General features: G+C 38.9%; 19 protein-coding genes. 5 read left to right on the top strand and 14 right to left on the bottom strand.

What is annotated here, in order from left to right; translation table 11 throughout:
* Positions 1–2: 2 nt before the first annotated feature.
* From EL242_RS07370 to EL242_RS07340, 7 genes are all read right to left on the bottom strand, one after another.
* Complete coding sequence (locus EL242_RS07370; RefSeq protein WP_126302119.1) at positions 3–962, bottom strand: ABC transporter permease; 960 nt, start codon at positions 960–962, stop codon at positions 3–5.
* Positions 946–2436, bottom strand: a complete 1491-nt coding sequence (locus tag EL242_RS07365; protein WP_126302118.1) for a sugar ABC transporter ATP-binding protein — start codon at positions 2434–2436, stop codon at positions 946–948. Before EL242_RS07365 ends, EL242_RS07370 begins: the two co-directional genes overlap by 17 nt.
* 54 nt (positions 2437–2490) lie before the next feature.
* Positions 2491–3465 (bottom strand): substrate-binding domain-containing protein, encoded by a 975-nt coding sequence (locus EL242_RS07360; RefSeq protein WP_126302117.1) that lies wholly within the window; start codon positions 3463–3465, stop codon positions 2491–2493.
* Positions 3466–3651: 186 nt separating this feature from the next.
* Positions 3652–4512: an arabinose operon transcriptional regulator AraC gene (gene araC, locus EL242_RS07355; protein WP_126302116.1), complete on the bottom strand. Its 861-nt coding sequence runs from the start codon at positions 4510–4512 to the stop codon at positions 3652–3654.
* Between the two features lie 114 nt (positions 4513–4626).
* Positions 4627–5556 (bottom strand): DMT family transporter, encoded by a 930-nt coding sequence (locus EL242_RS07350; protein WP_232019666.1) that lies wholly within the window; start codon positions 5554–5556, stop codon positions 4627–4629.
* A 76-nt stretch (positions 5557–5632) separates the two neighbouring features.
* Positions 5633–5851: a cold shock domain-containing protein CspD gene (cspD, locus tag EL242_RS07345; RefSeq protein WP_006250930.1), complete on the bottom strand. Its 219-nt coding sequence runs from the start codon at positions 5849–5851 to the stop codon at positions 5633–5635.
* Positions 5852–5952: 101 nt separating this feature from the next.
* Positions 5953–6525 (bottom strand): DUF1439 domain-containing protein, encoded by a 573-nt coding sequence (locus EL242_RS07340; protein WP_126302115.1) that lies wholly within the window; start codon positions 6523–6525, stop codon positions 5953–5955.
* A 93-nt stretch (positions 6526–6618) separates the two neighbouring features.
* Here EL242_RS07340 and EL242_RS11450 point away from each other — a divergent pair, with 93 nt between their 5' ends.
* From EL242_RS11450 to EL242_RS07325, 4 genes are read left to right on the top strand one after another with little or no spacing between them, the layout of a single operon-like run.
* The gene (locus EL242_RS11450) at positions 6619–6759 is read left to right on the top strand and encodes a hypothetical protein (protein WP_172595355.1); all 141 of its coding nucleotides are present in this window, start codon (positions 6619–6621) and stop codon (positions 6757–6759) included.
* A gap of 58 nt (positions 6760–6817) precedes the next feature.
* Positions 6818–7972 carry a tRNA guanosine(34) transglycosylase Tgt gene (gene tgt / locus EL242_RS07335; protein WP_006250933.1) on the top strand — a complete coding sequence of 385 codons (1155 nt, stop codon included), beginning with the start codon at positions 6818–6820 and terminating at the stop codon, positions 7970–7972.
* Between the two features lie 12 nt (positions 7973–7984).
* Positions 7985–8497: a hemerythrin domain-containing protein gene (locus EL242_RS07330; protein ID WP_126302114.1), complete on the top strand. Its 513-nt coding sequence runs from the start codon at positions 7985–7987 to the stop codon at positions 8495–8497.
* Positions 8498–8554: 57 nt separating this feature from the next.
* Positions 8555–8767, top strand: a complete 213-nt coding sequence (locus EL242_RS07325; protein WP_126302113.1) for a sulfurtransferase TusA family protein — start codon at positions 8555–8557, stop codon at positions 8765–8767.
* Here the strand turns inward: EL242_RS07325 and EL242_RS07320 are convergent.
* Together EL242_RS07320 and EL242_RS07315 are read right to left on the bottom strand one after the other, a co-directional pair.
* Positions 8764–10332 (bottom strand): alpha/beta hydrolase-fold protein, encoded by a 1569-nt coding sequence (locus EL242_RS07320; RefSeq protein WP_126302112.1) that lies wholly within the window; start codon positions 10330–10332, stop codon positions 8764–8766. The genes EL242_RS07325 and EL242_RS07320 overlap by 4 nt on opposite strands.
* A 43-nt stretch (positions 10333–10375) precedes the next feature.
* Positions 10376–12451 (bottom strand): TonB-dependent siderophore receptor, encoded by a 2076-nt coding sequence (locus tag EL242_RS07315; protein ID WP_126302111.1) that lies wholly within the window; start codon positions 12449–12451, stop codon positions 10376–10378.
* Positions 12452–12478: 27 nt separating this feature from the next.
* Between EL242_RS07315 and EL242_RS07310 the strand changes: the two genes are divergently transcribed.
* Positions 12479–13432, top strand: coding sequence for a helix-turn-helix transcriptional regulator (locus EL242_RS07310; protein WP_232019665.1), 954 nt, complete (start codon positions 12479–12481; stop codon positions 13430–13432).
* Between the two features lie 3 nt (positions 13433–13435).
* Here the strand turns inward: EL242_RS07310 and EL242_RS07305 are convergent, their stop codons facing one another.
* The 5 genes from EL242_RS07305 to yjgA form a co-directional block, all read right to left on the bottom strand.
* Complete coding sequence (locus tag EL242_RS07305) at positions 13436–13876, bottom strand: pyridoxamine 5'-phosphate oxidase family protein (protein ID WP_126302110.1); 441 nt, start codon at positions 13874–13876, stop codon at positions 13436–13438.
* 62 nt (positions 13877–13938) lie between these two features.
* A complete protein-coding gene (locus tag EL242_RS07300; RefSeq protein ID WP_126302109.1) occupies positions 13939–14505 on the bottom strand; it encodes a UbiX family flavin prenyltransferase in 567 nt (188 codons plus the stop codon).
* Entirely contained in the window at positions 14505–15218 is a 714-nt protein-coding gene (locus tag EL242_RS07295) for a DUF554 domain-containing protein (protein ID WP_126302108.1), read from the bottom strand. The genes EL242_RS07300 and EL242_RS07295 overlap by 1 nt, the downstream gene beginning before the upstream one ends.
* 12 nt (positions 15219–15230) lie before the next feature.
* Entirely contained in the window at positions 15231–15602 is a 372-nt protein-coding gene (locus EL242_RS07290; protein WP_126302107.1) for a SirB2 family protein, read from the bottom strand.
* A gap of 5 nt (positions 15603–15607) precedes the next feature.
* Complete coding sequence (gene yjgA / locus EL242_RS07285) at positions 15608–16138, bottom strand: ribosome biogenesis factor YjgA (protein WP_126302106.1); 531 nt, start codon at positions 16136–16138, stop codon at positions 15608–15610.
* Between the last annotated feature and the right edge of the window lie 59 nt (positions 16139–16197).

Below are 16197 nucleotides of genomic sequence, written 5' to 3'. Positions count from 1 at the left end.
CGTTATGCTCCTTGTTTTTTCCGCTGACTTAATGCTGTTGCACTAATACTTAAGATAATGATGACACCAGTGATAATGGTTTGCCAGTAAGACGAAACATTCATCAAATTTAGCCCATTTTGAATAATCGCCAGTAACATTACGCCCATTACCGTACCAAGTAAGGTGCCTCTACCTCCCGATAAACTGGCGCCACCTAATACCACTGCTGCGAGTACGGTTAATTCATAACCCAGTAATGAATCTGGTGCGACAGATTGTACGGTATAAGATTGCACAATACCTGCCAAACCTGCCATAAAGCCCATATAACCGTATGCAAACAGATGGAGAAATAAGAGATTAAATCCAATACGGGAGGTTGCATCCGGATTACCGCCAAGGGCATAAATTTTTCTGCCAATAGTGAGTTTATTGGTAATTAAGCCGGTTAATAGCACCGCTAAAATAGCCATTAATGCTTGAAACGATAATCCAAATTCCGCTCCCTCGGCAGTGATTTGTTTAAAGAACACGATTTCTTGGGTAAACCATTCAGGATACTCATAAAGCCATACACCTTTGGTAAAATAGAGTAATCCACCATAAAAAATATTGAGTGTTGAGATCGTAATAATAATGGAAGGAACACTAAGCCGATTAACAAATAGGGCATTAATAAAACCTAATAATATGCCGATAGTGGAAGAGATAACAAAAACGCCGGCAAATCCCACATCATATTTACCGATGGCTGTAACCATAATATATTGAGAAATAATGGTGATAGCAGGGAAAGAAATATCAATACCACCTGACAGCAATACCACAAATAAACCACAAGCTAAAATCATTAACATTGCGTAATTATTTACAACATCATAAAGGTTCTCAATGGTTGCAAAATCGCGGGTAAATAGCGTTAATAATAGGATTAAAATCAGTAAAGTACCGGAAAGAATATGATTATTGCTGATTTTCATAAATCACCTCTGCAATCGATTTTTCGCTGGAATAGGCCGGCAAGATTTCATCAACAATGCGGCCTTTTTTCATTACAATCACCCGATGGCTGTTGTAGTAGGCCTCTTCCACTTCATCAGTCACAAAAATAACTGCAATGCCTTGCTGAGCCAATGATTTAATAATTTGGAAGATCCCTTCTTTATTGGCGATATCAACCCCAATAGTCGGGGCATCTAAAATAATAATTTTGGGGTCGATTGCCAGCCATTTTGCAATCGAAACCCGCTGTGCGTTCCCTCCGGAAAGGGTATTAACAGGCAAGTCTGAATCGGATACTTTAATCTTTAATGAATCAATCAAGGCTTGGCTACTTGCATAAGCCTTTGAGGATTGAATAATCTGTAATTTATCAGTGATTTTGTGGAAAATGGTCGAAATAATATTGTGATGAATCGATTCTGCCATAATCAGCCCAGTGTGCATTCGATCTTCCGAGACATAAGCAATCCCTTTGGCAATGGCATCACGGTTAGTGTTAAATCTCACTTTTTCACCGTTTAATAAAATATCGCCGGATTGTGGCTGAGTAATACCGAATAAACTTAGGCAAAGCTCAGTACGCCCCGAACCGAGCAACCCTGTAAGAGCAACAATTTCCCCTTCTCGTAGCGAAAAGTTAATCTCTTCATACTGATGAGGCAGTGTTAAATTGCGGACTTCCAATACCGTTTTTCTTTGCAAAAAATCCGGTAAATCTAACCGCTTGTAATCGATTTCCAGCCCAGTCATTAGGAAGCCGAGGCGTTTTTCATTCATTTCACGGATAGGATATTGTCCAACCATATTGCCGTCTTTCAGCACTAATACACTATCAGAAACACTCATCACTTCTTGCAATTTATGACTGACAAAGATGATGCTAATACCTTTGCTTTTAAGTTTAATGACGACATCTAACAGATCTTTGACCTCTTTTGCGGTAAGTGAGGCAGTCGGCTCGTCCATAATCAATAATCTGGCATTTTGAGCCAAAGCACGGCAAATGGCGACCAACTGTTGTTGGGCTATCGGTAAATCTTCTAACACCGCATTTAGGTCTAAATTTGCATTGATGCTTTGAATGGCATTAAGAGCAACTTGATGAATTTCGTCTTGACTCACCCAGCCAAATTTTCGGTGCAGGTTAATGGCAATATTTTCTGCCACGGTTAAATTGGGGAAGAGGGCTAAATCTTGATAAATCACTTGAATACCTTTATCAATCGATTCCTGTGGTGTCAGCTTGGTATATTGGGTTGCACCAATTTGAATTTCAGCCCCTTTATCCGGTTGATAAACGCCGGAAAGAATTTTGATCAAGGTTGATTTTCCACAGCCATTTTGACCGGCAAGACAAAGTGCTTCGCCATAATCTAATGAGAGATTGACTTGATTTAATGCTTTTATGCCGTGGAATGTTTTACTGATATGCCGCATCGAAATAAATGCCATAAGTGCCTCCTGAGGGAAAATATGGGCTGGCTATCAGCCCATATTTCAAACAAATTAATATAATTTATCGATATTTTCCTTGGTGACTTTCAGCACATTGTGGAATTGAAGTAGTTTTTTCTCACTATCTACTTTGGCTTTACCGACCGTTGGGATCTCTAATCCATCCTCAATTTTTTCGCCTTTTAATACTTTGGCAGCAACAGCCGCTAACGCATAACCTGCATTGGCTGGGTCATAGGTAATTCCCATTGTAATATCACCACTTTTAATTAAATTGGCTGCTTGGGAAGGAATCATCATTCCGAAGACATTTAATTTATTTTTTAAGCGTTTTTCTTTCACCGCCAACCCTGCACCGATAGGACCTTGTGAACCAAAAGAAACGACTGCTTTGAGATCGGAATGGGCTTTCACTAAATCAATAGTGGTACGGCGTGCATCATTAATATTTTCAGCGACAGGCATTCTGCTGGTCACTTCAAACATATCTGGGTAATGCTCTTTTTGATATTTCACAAATAAATCAGCCCACAGATTATGTTGAGGCACGGTTAATCCACCGACATAAATCACATAGCCGCCTTTACCGCCCATAGCTTTTGCTACTTCTTCTACATAGTCTGCCGCAAATTGTGCATTATCGATAATTTCAATATCCCAATCGGCACTAGGTTGTCCGACTGACTCATTAGTTAATACCACAATGCCGCTCTGTTTCGCTTTTTTCAGCACCGGTTCTAAGGCATTTGCATCGTTAGGGACGATGGAAATAGCACTGACTTTTTTCGCAATTAAATCTTCAATTAATTTCACTTGTTGTGGTGCATCGGTATTGGATGGGCCGACTTGATAAGCATTGACACTGTTATCTTTACCTGCTTGCACAACACCTTCTGCCATACGGTTAAACCACGGCATACCGTCAATTTTGGAGATATTAACGACATCATTGGCAAGTGCCGAACCGTAACAGGCTAAAGCTAAAATACTTGAAAATAATGCGTGCTTGAACGTTGGTTTTTTCATTGTTCTTCCCTCATACATAAGAAGTTATTTCACTGAATATCACTCACAGAGGTTGATATCCCTTCTCTAATAGAAACAGCACTATTAAAGCTGTTTGTATCTTATGCTTTTGAGTGAGAGAAAAACAGGTAACTTTTTGTTATCGATATGGAAAATTCTGCTACGCAAAGTAAAGTGAGATCAAGATCACATTTCACTATCTTTACGCCGTTCTAAGGTTCTAAACTCAGAAGGTGACAGTCCAGTATGCTTTTTGAAAATTTTGGAGAAATAGAGAGAATCCTCATAACCTAAGGATTTCGCAATATTAGAGATAGAGATATTAGAGAAATAAAGTAATTTTTTGGATTCAGAAATGCGTTGTAATTCCCGCCATGGTACTAAGCTGATCCCCAAAGATTGTTTGAAAAGATGGGATAGGCGTGATGGCGATAAAAACACTTTTTCTGCCATAGTTTCTAAGCTCTCATTTTTAGCGAGATTCGTTAAAATTAAATCACAAACTGTTAAAATGCGTTGATCGATGACAGGAATAACCTCAATTTTCTCGGCAGAAATACATTTCATAAGTAAGTATTCCAATAAACTAGTCGCAATATCTTCTTTAAAAAATTTACTGGATTTAAGTTCTAATTCAATTTTACTGAAAAGTTGGCTAATTTCCAGAAAGTAACGGTCATCGCTAATGGTGATCCGCCCTATTTTTTCTTCCATATTTGACCAATTCAGCCATTTATTCCACTTTGGATTAGGCAGAAAATAGACCCATTTATAGTGCCAATATTGGCTTTCTGGGTGACGATGGTAGTGTTGAACTGCATTGGGTGTAAATAGGAGTAATTGACCTCGATGGGCTGAAAAGACGTGTTTACCATCAGAAACAGAGCCATGCCCAAAAGTAGTTAATTGCAACATATAACCTTGCATCCCTTGTTGTCTATCGACAATAGAATCAAGATAGTTGCCTTTCTCACATTGAGTAAGACCGGCGATGAATTCAAGGTCAAATGGATAAGTCGGTGAAAGCAAAGAAAGGTTTTTATACATGACTATCAGTATTTACCAAAAAATAATAAAAAATAACCGCTTGTTTATCATTACTAATGAACGCCCAGATTAGTAAACCAAATGTAATTTTACCAATATTAATTAGCAAAGATCCTAATAGTGCTTAGGATATTTTACTAACTTTAAGGCGATACTTGAGCCTAAAATCACAATACAAGCAAAGCCCATTTGAACAATGGAAATACGTTCGTCCAGTAAAATATAAGCAATGATGGCTGTTGAAACCGGCATTAATAGTTCCAATACTTGGTAGGTTATCAGTCCTTGGGTTTGGATAATGTGAAAGGTTAATACCATTCCGATCATAATCGCATAAATACCAGCAGCCATCAGAGAGAATAGTAGCCAGTTTGGTGCAGTAAAAAGCTCATTAAATTTACCTGCTTGTTGGCTAAGTAATAGACTTGAGAGTGAAGTAGTCAAAGATGTTATACAACTTAGTGTAAATACGTTCAGCTCTCGAGCGAATTTTACAACTAGGTTTTGTATGTTACGGATAATAATTGACAGAAATAAGAACACAGAACCAAGAATAAATCCTTCGCTAATTGAGAGTGTTTTTCCGTGCCAGATAAATCCAAGTGAACCGATGATCGTTAAAATTGAGCCGAACCAGAAAGCTTTGCTTTTAATGCGTTCTCTTTCATCTTGAAAGAATATGGCGGCAATAATCACGCCAAATGGCATCGCCAATACCCCAAAAATAGAGGCGGTAACAGCATTTGTAATTTTGACCCCTTTTAGCCAAAAATACATATTTGCGGACATCATTAACCCGACAAATAGAGAAATCGCAATCAATTTTGGAGTTTTAATCAGCTGAGACAGCGATGTGCGGAATCTCCAGAAAATAAAAACCAATAAAGTGAGTCCACCAATTAGGAAGCGTACACCGTTATTATTTAATGGATCAAAATGCAAACTGAGAAACCTAAGCAGTACAATATTTAGACCAATACCGAAGATATAAAGTAGGTTAATTAAGACTAATTGATAAGGGGAAAGCATATTCAAAAAAAACAAAAATGGCTCAGCTGTAAAAGCTGAGCTTTAAAATCTAATAAAGTATGGTTATAACAATAATTTTATTAACGATGGGTTATAACGTTTTTTCGCTTATAGGCGTGATATTTGAGGCTGAGGCACCTCGCTCTCCTTGAACTAATTCAAACTGTACTTTTTGGCCGACTTTTAAAGAGCGATAACCTTCTGCTTGAATTTCAGAAAAATGAGCAAAAATATCTCCTTCACATACATCCGATGTAATAAAACCAAATCCTTTTACATTGTTAAACCATTTAACAATACCGATATCCATAGAACTCTCCAAATAATGAATGACGATATTTGGATTGTAAATAAAACGCGTAAAAGCTCAACTATCAAAGTGTAAAAATTAGACGAAGATCACAAAATTATTTAAAAAATAGCAGTTTCTAGCTTGATATTACCATTTTCTACTACAATGGCTTTGCCGAACTTTTTCACCATTGCTTCTTTTGCTTTATTCTCATCTAAAGTATAAACAGGCGTGCTGTTTAAAAAACTATTTAATCCATCAGCCAATACCGGCAAAAACATTTGCAGTTCTGCTTGATATTTAGCCGGTGTCGCAGACCAGCTTAACAATCTGACATCTTTAAGAAATAATGCCCCTTTTTGTGGATCGTAATAAGGCGTGGTATCCATATTTAACTGGATAGACGCATCATATTTCTTGCCTTTCGCTTTTAAAAGCCCATCAACAACACCGGAAATAGCCACTTTTTTCTCTTCGGTTCTACCAATTTGGCTTGTCAGCGAATGCAGATGGTAATCCAATTCAAATAAATGCGGAACGCCCACTTTATCCTGTAAAGGGATTTTTTCAGCTAATTTGGTGGCTAAATAGTCGTTGATTTCTTGCTCGCTAATGCTGAGTAAATTACCGTTAGCAGAGAGCATAGCCATTGAGGCAACGCATACAGCAGCGAATTTATGTAAAATTTTCATAATTTACCTTTTAAAATTAGGTTTAATCCATTAAACAGGTTAGAATAGATTGGGTCTATCATAGACTCTCTTTTTCGTTTAGGACAGAAAAAAATGAAAAAATTCTTATTATGCTTAGGCATTTTAACGTTAGTCGCTTGCTCCTCAACTGGTGTAGGTGGTAATGTCGGAGTCGGTGGCGGCTCAAATGGGGTTGGGATCGGCTTAGGTATCGGCACCGGCTTTCGGTTCTAATTGGTAAATTTTTGGCGGTTTTTGACCGCTTTCACGAACTGTTTATTTGTGGATTAAAATGAAGTACGAATTAAAAACAACAAGTGGTAACGCTCGTCGTGGGCGTTTAACTTTTAACCGCCCGAAAGGCGAATTTCACGTTGAAACACCGGCATTTATGCCTGTTGGCACTTATGGCACGGTAAAAGGTATGACTCCTGAAGAAGTGAAAGCGACAGGGGCACAAATTTTATTAGGTAACACCTTCCATTTATGGTTACGACCGGGGCAAGAAGTGATGAAAATGCACGGTGATTTGCACGATTTTATGCAATGGCACGGTCCGATTTTAACCGATTCCGGCGGTTTCCAAGTTTTTAGCTTAGGCAAACTGCGTAAAATTAAAGAAGAAGGCGTAACCTTCCAAAACCCGATTAGCGGTGAGAAAATTTTCCTTTCGCCGGAAAAATCAATGGAGATCCAATACGATCTTGGTTCAGACATTGTTATGATTTTTGATGAATGTACCCCTTATCCGGCAACCTTTGATTATGCGAAAAAATCAATGGAAATGTCGCTACGTTGGGCGAAACGTTCTCGTGATCGCTTTGATGAGCTTGAAAACCCGAATGCGTTATTTGGGATTATTCAAGGTGGTATTTATGAAGAACTCCGCAAAGTCTCGGTGGAAAAATTAGTCGAAATCGGTTTTGACGGCTATGCAGTCGGTGGTTTGGCGGTAGGCGAACCGAAAGAAGATATGCACCGTATTTTAGAATACGTTTGCCCACAAATTCCGGCAGATAAACCACGTTATTTAATGGGCGTAGGTAAGCCAGAAGATTTAGTCGAAGGGGTTCGCCGTGGCATTGATATGTTTGACTGCGTAATGCCAACCCGCAATGCCCGTAACGGACATTTATTTGTGACCAACGGCATTGTGAAAATCCGTAATGCGAAATACCGTAACGATATTACACCTTTAGATCCTGAATGTGATTGCTACACTTGCAAAAACTATACTAAGGCCTATTTATATCACCTAGACAAATGTGGCGAAATTCTAGGGGCAAGACTAAACACCATTCATAATTTACGCTACTATCAACGCTTAATGGCAGAAATTCGTCAAGCGATCGAAGAAGATCGTTTTGATGATTTTGTGGTGGAATTTTATGCTCGAATTGGCAAAGAAGTGCCACCTTTACAATCTGAAGTAAACGGTCAGAAATAACAAGGAGTATATATGCAACAACTTGAACCACAAACCTTTGCAAGCTGGGCAGAGCCGATCGATATGCTTTATGCTTGCCACAGCAAAGTAAAAAGTTTCTGCAAACAGCTACAAATTTTGCCGGATTACCTTGAGAAAAACGGGGTAAACCAAGCGGTCAAGAATGATGTGCAGCAGATTTTGAACTACTTCAACATTTCTGCCCCTTTACATCACGAAGATGAAGAAGATGATTTCTTCCCTGAGCTTATTAAGGTGCAACCACAAGCTCAAGCAGAGGTGGACGAACTGGAACGCCAGCACGTTCATTTACATAAAAATTGGGACGATTTGTCGGCACAGCTTGAAGATCTGCTCGCAGGCAAACGTGAAAATGTGGATAGAGACTTAATTGAGCGTTTTGTGGCAGGTTATGATGTGCATATTGCGATTGAAGAGCCACTCTTTGAGCTTGGGCGGGAGCATTTAGCTCAAGATAAATTATCGGCTATGGGCAAAGTAATGGCAGACCGCCGTAAACTTTAATCTTTCGTGATTGGGCGAATTTTACTATTCGCCCTTTTCTTTATTTCCTGTTTCGTGATGAAATATGTTTTAGATTTAACCGGCTATGCTTGCCCCTTGCCGTTATTGATGGCAAAAAAAGCGATGAACGATCTTAAAAAGGGCGATAGCTTGGAAATTTTACTCAATCAGCAGAGCAGTCTTACCGATTTTGAGCTACTTGCCACAGAGCAAAGCTGGCTTTGTGAGCTACAAGCGGTCGAAAATCGGGTGATTTTTACCATTGCTTAATTTGAGCTGCATTTATTGCTACCCAGTAATGCTTTTAACCCGTCACTAATAAGCCCTTGCCAAGCTAAATAGCCGTGAGAGGTTGATTGTTCAATATAAGTAACCGGATAACCTTTAGCGAGTAAAACATCTTTTAAATGGCGAGAAGTTTCTAAAATAGTTGATTTCCCGCTTTCATAAAAACCCGCACTGATGAAAAAGCAGAGCGGTAATTTTTCTTTTTGGATAAATTGTTGAGCAATATAGTGGCTTTGTTCACTAGGAGTGCCTTTGGGTTTCCACCAAAATGAGCCGGATAGAATCAATGCTTTACTAAATACATTGGGGTAGTTGAGTACTGTATAGGCAGAGGATAACCCGCCATAGCTAGAGCCGCCAATAATTCGCTCCTTTGCACTTATATTGAGCTGTTTTTCAACAAAAGGCACGAGTTCTTCTGCTAATACTTGCGTAAATATTGGATTCGCAGGGAGCTCAACTCGTCTTGATTCACTCGATGGGTTTTCGATAAACACCGCTACAGTAGGCGGAATCACTTTCTGAGCGATCATATTATCTAAAATCGTTTTTGTCGGCACACGTTCGGTATATTCTACACCATCAAACAGGTAGAGAACGGGATAAGTGTTTTCCGCACTAAAATTCTCAGGCAAATAGACAAATAATCGGCGTTTATTTCCAAGTTTCGCACTATCAAAAATCAATTCTCGCATTGTGCCTTTGGAGATATTGAGTTCCTCGAGCAGATAAGGCTGAGTTGGGGCTTTTGCTAATTTAACAAGCGAATAGTAGTTAAATCTATCTGTATTGTGTAGATTTTGCTCACTTTTTTCAAAGTAGGGCATTTTGTTCAGCGGATCGGATTGTGCTGTTGCAAGTAAGGCTCTACGTTGGGTATATTCATCAACGGGCAATGTCGGCACATCTGGAGCTAATTTGTATTCCACTAAAGTGTCATTGGGCACTATATAACTTTTATACCATATATCCGTTTCACCAAAGCGTTGCATAAAATCGTGTTCAGTACTCACTCCGCCCCAAATGCGAACATTGTGCTGAGCTCCACGCCATAAAAAAGTGACACGGCTTTGCTGTTCGTCCAATGGTTCAATCAATGGTGTGCCGGCTTGTTTTACTTTATCCCAAAAATCGTTAATTAAAGCGGTCTGTTTTTCCGGATTTTTTGCAATTTTCTGGCTGAGTTCTTCAAGCTGTGTATTCTCAATCATTTTAGGTAGGGCAATTTGTGCCGAGATTGGCATATGCCGTTCAATCGTTAAGGTGAAATCTTGGTCTGAAACGGTTGCTCCATTCGCTAGAATAGAAAAAGTTGCCGTGCCGTTTTGTTCTGATTTAAACATAAAATCTTGTTCACCAAAGACATTTTGAGCCAGTAGGCGAGAGCTTTGGTCAGGAAAAATAATCGATAACGAAAGTGGCTGTTGAGCTTTCTGAATCAATTTGCCTTGCACAAAGTCATTCTGCTTAAGCTCAATGGTTATATTGTCAGCATAAAGCACAGATGAAACCAAAAAAGTAAGAATACAAGCGGTCGTTTTTTTCATATTTTTTGCAAAAGTTTAAGCCCTCATTTGAGGGCTGTTGAGATTAAAAATGATAGTTTAACGTTGCACTTAAATTGCGATCTTTTCCATAGAAACAGGAAAAATTATTCGCACAGCTTGCGACATATTTTTTATTCGTCAGGTTTTGTGCATTGAGCTGTAAGTTTAAGTTAGGCGTAAAATCATAAGCCAGTAGCATATCGTAAAGTGTGTATGCGGGGACGGTAAAAGTATTTTGGTTATTGCCAAAAGTCGTTCCCATATAGCGTACACCTACACCGGCGGTCAGCTTATCAAAGAATTTATATTTTGCCCAAAGTGATGCTTGATGGCGAGGCACTCCCCATTGCGTTTTTCCAATCGTAGAGCCATCTTTATCTGCAGTAATCTCTTTTTTCAAGTAAGCATAAGAAGCCGCTATTGAAAATTTATCGGATAATTGCTGATTTAAACTCACTTCAATCCCTTTAGTTTGTACTTCACCAATTTGCTCATAAGAGCGGGTCTGCCATTGATAATTGGCTAAATCTTTTTGTGTAATTTTAAATCCTGCTAAGGTCAGTAAGGTGTCTTGGGTTGGTTGGTATTTCATTCCCACTTCCCATTGCCCAGCAGTTGTTGGTTTTAAGAAATTTCCTTGAGCATCTTTTTCAGCCGATGGCACAAAAGAAGTGCTGTAGCTGATATACGGAGCTATACCGTTTTCAAAGTTGTAAACTAAGCCGGTACGCCAAGTAAATTTTCCTTCTTGGTTATTCTCTGTTTTACTGTTCAAACGATCTTGGTTACTGTTTTTTGCTCGATCGTAACGACCGCCTAACAGGAAGTCAAAATTACCGATTTCTGTTTGATCTTGCAAATAAACCCCGAGTTGTTTTAAATGCTTCACTTCACTTGAAAATAAGCTAGGCTCAGTAACGGTCACGCCATAAACAGGGTTCTGCCAATCAAAATCAGGGGCAATCCCCATATAGTTATCAAGATCTTCACGCACCCGTTTATAATCAATACCGGCTAACAAGGTATGATTTATATTTGCTGTGCTAAATGCCCATTCTAATTGGTTATCTAAGTTGATTTCTTGGGTTTTGACATCCCAACGGCGAGCTCTACGTTCTAAAACCGAACCAACATCGCCCCAATAAACTAGATTTTTGAAATTCTCTTCGCCATTATGGTAACTTGCATTTTGGCGGAACGTTAGGTTTGGCGTAAATTTATGTGAGAAATTGTAACCTACTTGCATTTGCTCGGCTTTCAAACCGTGATAGTTCAGATCGCTGAGGAACATATCATAGGGTAGTTTCTTCCCGTTTACGCTATTAATAGTCCCTTCTTTTGGTAAGAAGTTACGATCGCCGGCTTTCGGTTTTTTAGCATAGTAAGCGTAAACATTAAGTTCTGTATTGGTAGTGGGTTTCCATAAAAGGCTCGGAGCAAAAGCACCGCCTTTTTCTTTTACAAATTGGGTATTCCAGTTTGTTCGTTCTAATTGACCTATTAAACGAGCAGATAGGGTATTGGATAGATTTTCTTCAATATCCAGCCCGACTTGGTATCGTTGATGGTTTCCCACCACAAATTGCAAATGGCGATGTGGGTTACTGCCGGCTTTTTTGGTGATAATATCCATTACGCCACCGGGATTAGCTTGCCCGTATAAAATGGAGTTTGGGCCTTTAATCACATTGATGCTTTCTAAGAAGAACGGATCGATTTCAAATGCAGTTTGGTAGCGAGAACCGTTTAAATAGGTCGGAATTGTACCGCCATCACTTTTATTGCCAATGCCACGAATGGAGATTTCGATAAGCGAATTGTTACCACGATAGCCACCCATCATACCAGAGGTATAAGCCACTGCATCAGTAACAGAACGAACAGCTTGGTCATTCATTAAATCATCAGAGACAACATTGATACTAAAAGGTGTACGAGCCAAAGAGGTTAATGTTTTGGTTCCTACAGTCGTATAAACAGGAATATAGCCTGTAGTAGCCGCTAGCTTTTCTTTGACATCAATAGTAGTGAGTTCTGCTTGAGAGGCTGTTTCTGCTAATACTTGAGGAGCTACAATCGCTAAAGTGATTAAAGAGAGTGAATATTTTTTTATTTTCATTATTTTTTCCTTAAATAAGAATGATTATTGAATATAATAATATCTTGTTTTTATGCAAAAAACCTTTGTAAAATAAAATTTTTACTGTGCGAAAAAAAATTTTTAATGATGAAAACAATCTTGATTGATGAAGCTAACCAAATGAAAGGTTTTTCACATTTATACCGACTACGTTCAGATCTTATGCTGAAATATACAGAGATTTCAGTCACTGAAACCGTAGAGCAAGAACCTGCGGAATTTGAAGCCGGGCTAAGATTGGTTATATTATTGAGTGGGCGTTCGGAAATTAATTTTAATTCTAGATTATTTGAATTAGATGCAAGCTTAAAACCTCAAGCCGCATTTTTACCGCTAAATAGAGCCGAAATGGGGCGTAAAATTTTTAGGAAAGGGCAACTTCAAAAAGAGCTTGTTATCTTTCTCTACCCTAAATGGCTCATAGAAAGCCAGTTGAATTTGTCAAGTTATCATCATTTTAAACAGCATTTAAAAGCCCACCAAATTATCTTGACTCAGAGTATGTTAAAACTTATTCACGATATTGTGTCAGAACAGCAAATGCAACCATTTGGGCTGCTTGAGAAAGAAGGCAAATTATTAGCTTTATTAGCAAGTGCTTTTTCTCAGCTGACGCATGCTCCCCAGTTAAAAAAAGATCGAGTACAGAAATTAACGGAATCGTTAGATAGCGGCAAATTTGACGGTTGGGGTTTGAAACAGATTGCAATATATTTCCATACCAATGTAACTACATTGCAAAATGAATTTCAGCATTACCATAAAACCTCTATTTTTGCGTATTTAAGGCGTTCTAAATTAGAACAAGCTTATAAATTACTATTACAAGGACAGAGTGTCACACAAGCGGCTGAATTTGCCGGATATGCTAATTCGGAGAATTTTTCAACGGCATTTAAGCGAACTTTTGGGATAACACCAAGCCAAATCAAACGGGATAAAGTTAAAGGTATTATTTGAGTTTCAAATTATATTTCTCTCCCAAATCGTCTTTTTCGCAAACATAATTTTATTACCGGTGTGCTTGATGGTATTGAATGATAATACCCAAACATCACTAGGCTTAAGCCGTGCAAGCGGGTGTTTTTGGTAATAAATTTGCAAAGCGGCTTTTTCGGCTTGTTTATCTTCTAAACATTCGGCGGTAGCGGAGAATTGGATACCTTCGATCTCGTTGATCTTCTCAATTTGCCCACAAATTGTGCCGACAATATGTGGGTTTTCAAGCATTAAGCTAGCGTGTCTGGTTTTCTTGGCGGTTAAGATAATCAAGCGAGCATTTTCTTGGTCAAAAGCATAAAAGCAGTTTGCCGCCCAAAAATCCTGTTCGGTATGAGCTGCAATATTGATAACGTGGTTCGTTTGAATGAAATCTAAAATATGGGACGGGATTGGATTGTGCATAAAAATACCTGATAATTTTTATCAGGTATTTTAGCATTTCAAAAAGCAAAAGATAAACCTAATTATTCTCCCCAATGTGGGGTATTTGGAATGTCAATATCCAACAGGGAAAGGGCATGGCTTACGCTGTGGGTGACCATTTCATCGAGGCTGGTTGGCTTTTGGTAAAACGCCGGAATGGGTGGGAAAATAATGCCGCCCATTTCGGTCACTTTTCGCATATTGTCAATATGAGCAAGGTTGAGCGGAGCTTCTCTCACCATTAATACCAATTTACGCCGTTCTTTCAACACCACATCTGCCGCTCGGGTCAGCAAATTATCGCTCAAACCGTTGGCTATAGCGGCAAGGGTTCGCATAGAACAAGGGGCAACAATCATACCTTCGGTTTTAAATGAACCACTGGCAATGCTTGCTCCGACATTGTTTAGCGAATGTATTTCATCAGCTAAATCGTGCAGAGCCTCTCGGGTATAATTCGTTTCGAGAGTTCGAGTGAGTTCAGCACCTTTGCTGATTACAAGATGGGTTTCAATTTCTGAAAACGGTTTCAGCAGTTCAAGTACTTTATAGCCATATTGGAAACCACTTGCCCCACTAATGCCGACAATAATACGTTTTTTTATCATTAATGTACCAACCATTCCCAGAAATAAGACATTGGCATCGCAAGGAGTAGTGCTGGTAGCATATTTGCGACCGGAAAGTTTTTAATTCCACAAATGCGAAAACCGGTTGCAAATAGCAGTAAACCGCCAGTTGCGGAGAAATCTGCCATCATATTGGCAGTAGTTAAAGGCATTATTTCCGTTGCTAGTAGAATTAAAATCCCTTGCACAAGAATTAACGGTACTGAGATCGCTGCAATGGCATAACCTAATGAAGCGGCGAAAATCATTGCAGTGAAGAAGTCTAAAATCGATTTAATGTAAAGAATGCTCGGATCACCCGTCATTCCCTCTTTTATTGCACCAAAAATGCCGGTACCGCTCACACAAAACAGTACAAGCAGAGCAATAAATTTCTCTAAAAATTCTTCTTGGGAAAGACTATGCACCGGTGGGAATAGGCGGTCAATTAAACCACGAGCTAAACCGGCAACTTTGCCTATTCGTTTTTCTAAATAAATCAGCTCACCGATGATCGTGCCTAAAATCAATGCTAATGCAACCGCAGACATATATTTTACGGAGGCGGTCAGCATCATACCTAAGCCGAAACAGCATAGCCCAAACACAAGTGGCAAACTGGTACGAATACGTTCAGGCAAACGGCTACCTAAATAAGCCCCTATCACTCCCCCTAAAATAATGGCACCGGCATTCACAAAAGGTCCGATCATAATTTTCCTTATTTAGTGAAAAGTAGCGGTTAGCATCACTAATAAGAATGACACCACGGCTAACAGGTAAAATTTGAGCGAGAATGGTTGCCCTTTTTTAAACGCTTTAGTGGCAAAAATAATGTATAACACTAAGAATAACAGCTTAGGTAATAGCCAGCTAAATTGTGCTAAAGTGAAAAAGTCATAAGCTAGAAAAATAGCCACTGCTGCAATACCGGTAACTAATAACAGCGTATCGACTGCGTGCGGTGCGATTCGTAAAATTTTATATTGTCGCCAATCCACCATTTTTGATGATAAAAATCCACGGGTTAATAATAAAATTAAACTAATATAAGCTAAGCCGATATGAGCTTTAAGGATTGTTGATAGGTACTCCATAATAATCACTCCACGATTTCAGTTTTTAAATATTGATAAATTTCACGGTAATTTTTTGCCGGTTTATTGGCTTCACGTTCTTTAATTGCCCCACGAATTAAATTACGCAAATGTTGGCGGTCTAATTGAGGATATTCCGTCAATAAATTATCTAATGATGCATCGCCCATTGCAATCAGTTGATCCCGCACTAATTCCAATTTATGTAATAGGGCTTGTTGCTGATTATGGCGATTTTTCACTTTATCTAAGGCTTCTTGAATCGGCTCTGGGTCGCGGCTGCGTAATAATTTGCCGATAAATTGAATTTGACGGCGACGAGCCTCCATTTTAAAGTCTTGAGCTTGGCGAATTGCCTCTTTTAAATCATCGTCTAGCGGGATCTTTTCCAAATTTTGTGGGGTTAATTCAATTAATTCAGCCCCAATTTTTTTTAAGTGTTCGGAATCTCGTTTTATTTCGCTTTTGCTGACCCAGATGATTTCTTCTTCCTCATCTGTCCAGTCAATTTCGTTTTTGCTCCGTTTTTTAGCCATTCTTTATCCTTTCATTACATAAACTCTAAAAAATGCCGTATTCTAACAGAAATTTGAGT

It is taken from the genome of Mannheimia haemolytica, assembly GCA_900638155.1.
GTDB lineage: Bacteria > Pseudomonadota > Gammaproteobacteria > Enterobacterales > Pasteurellaceae > Mannheimia > Mannheimia glucosida.
This window is presented reverse-complemented; position numbering and strand designations above follow the sequence as displayed.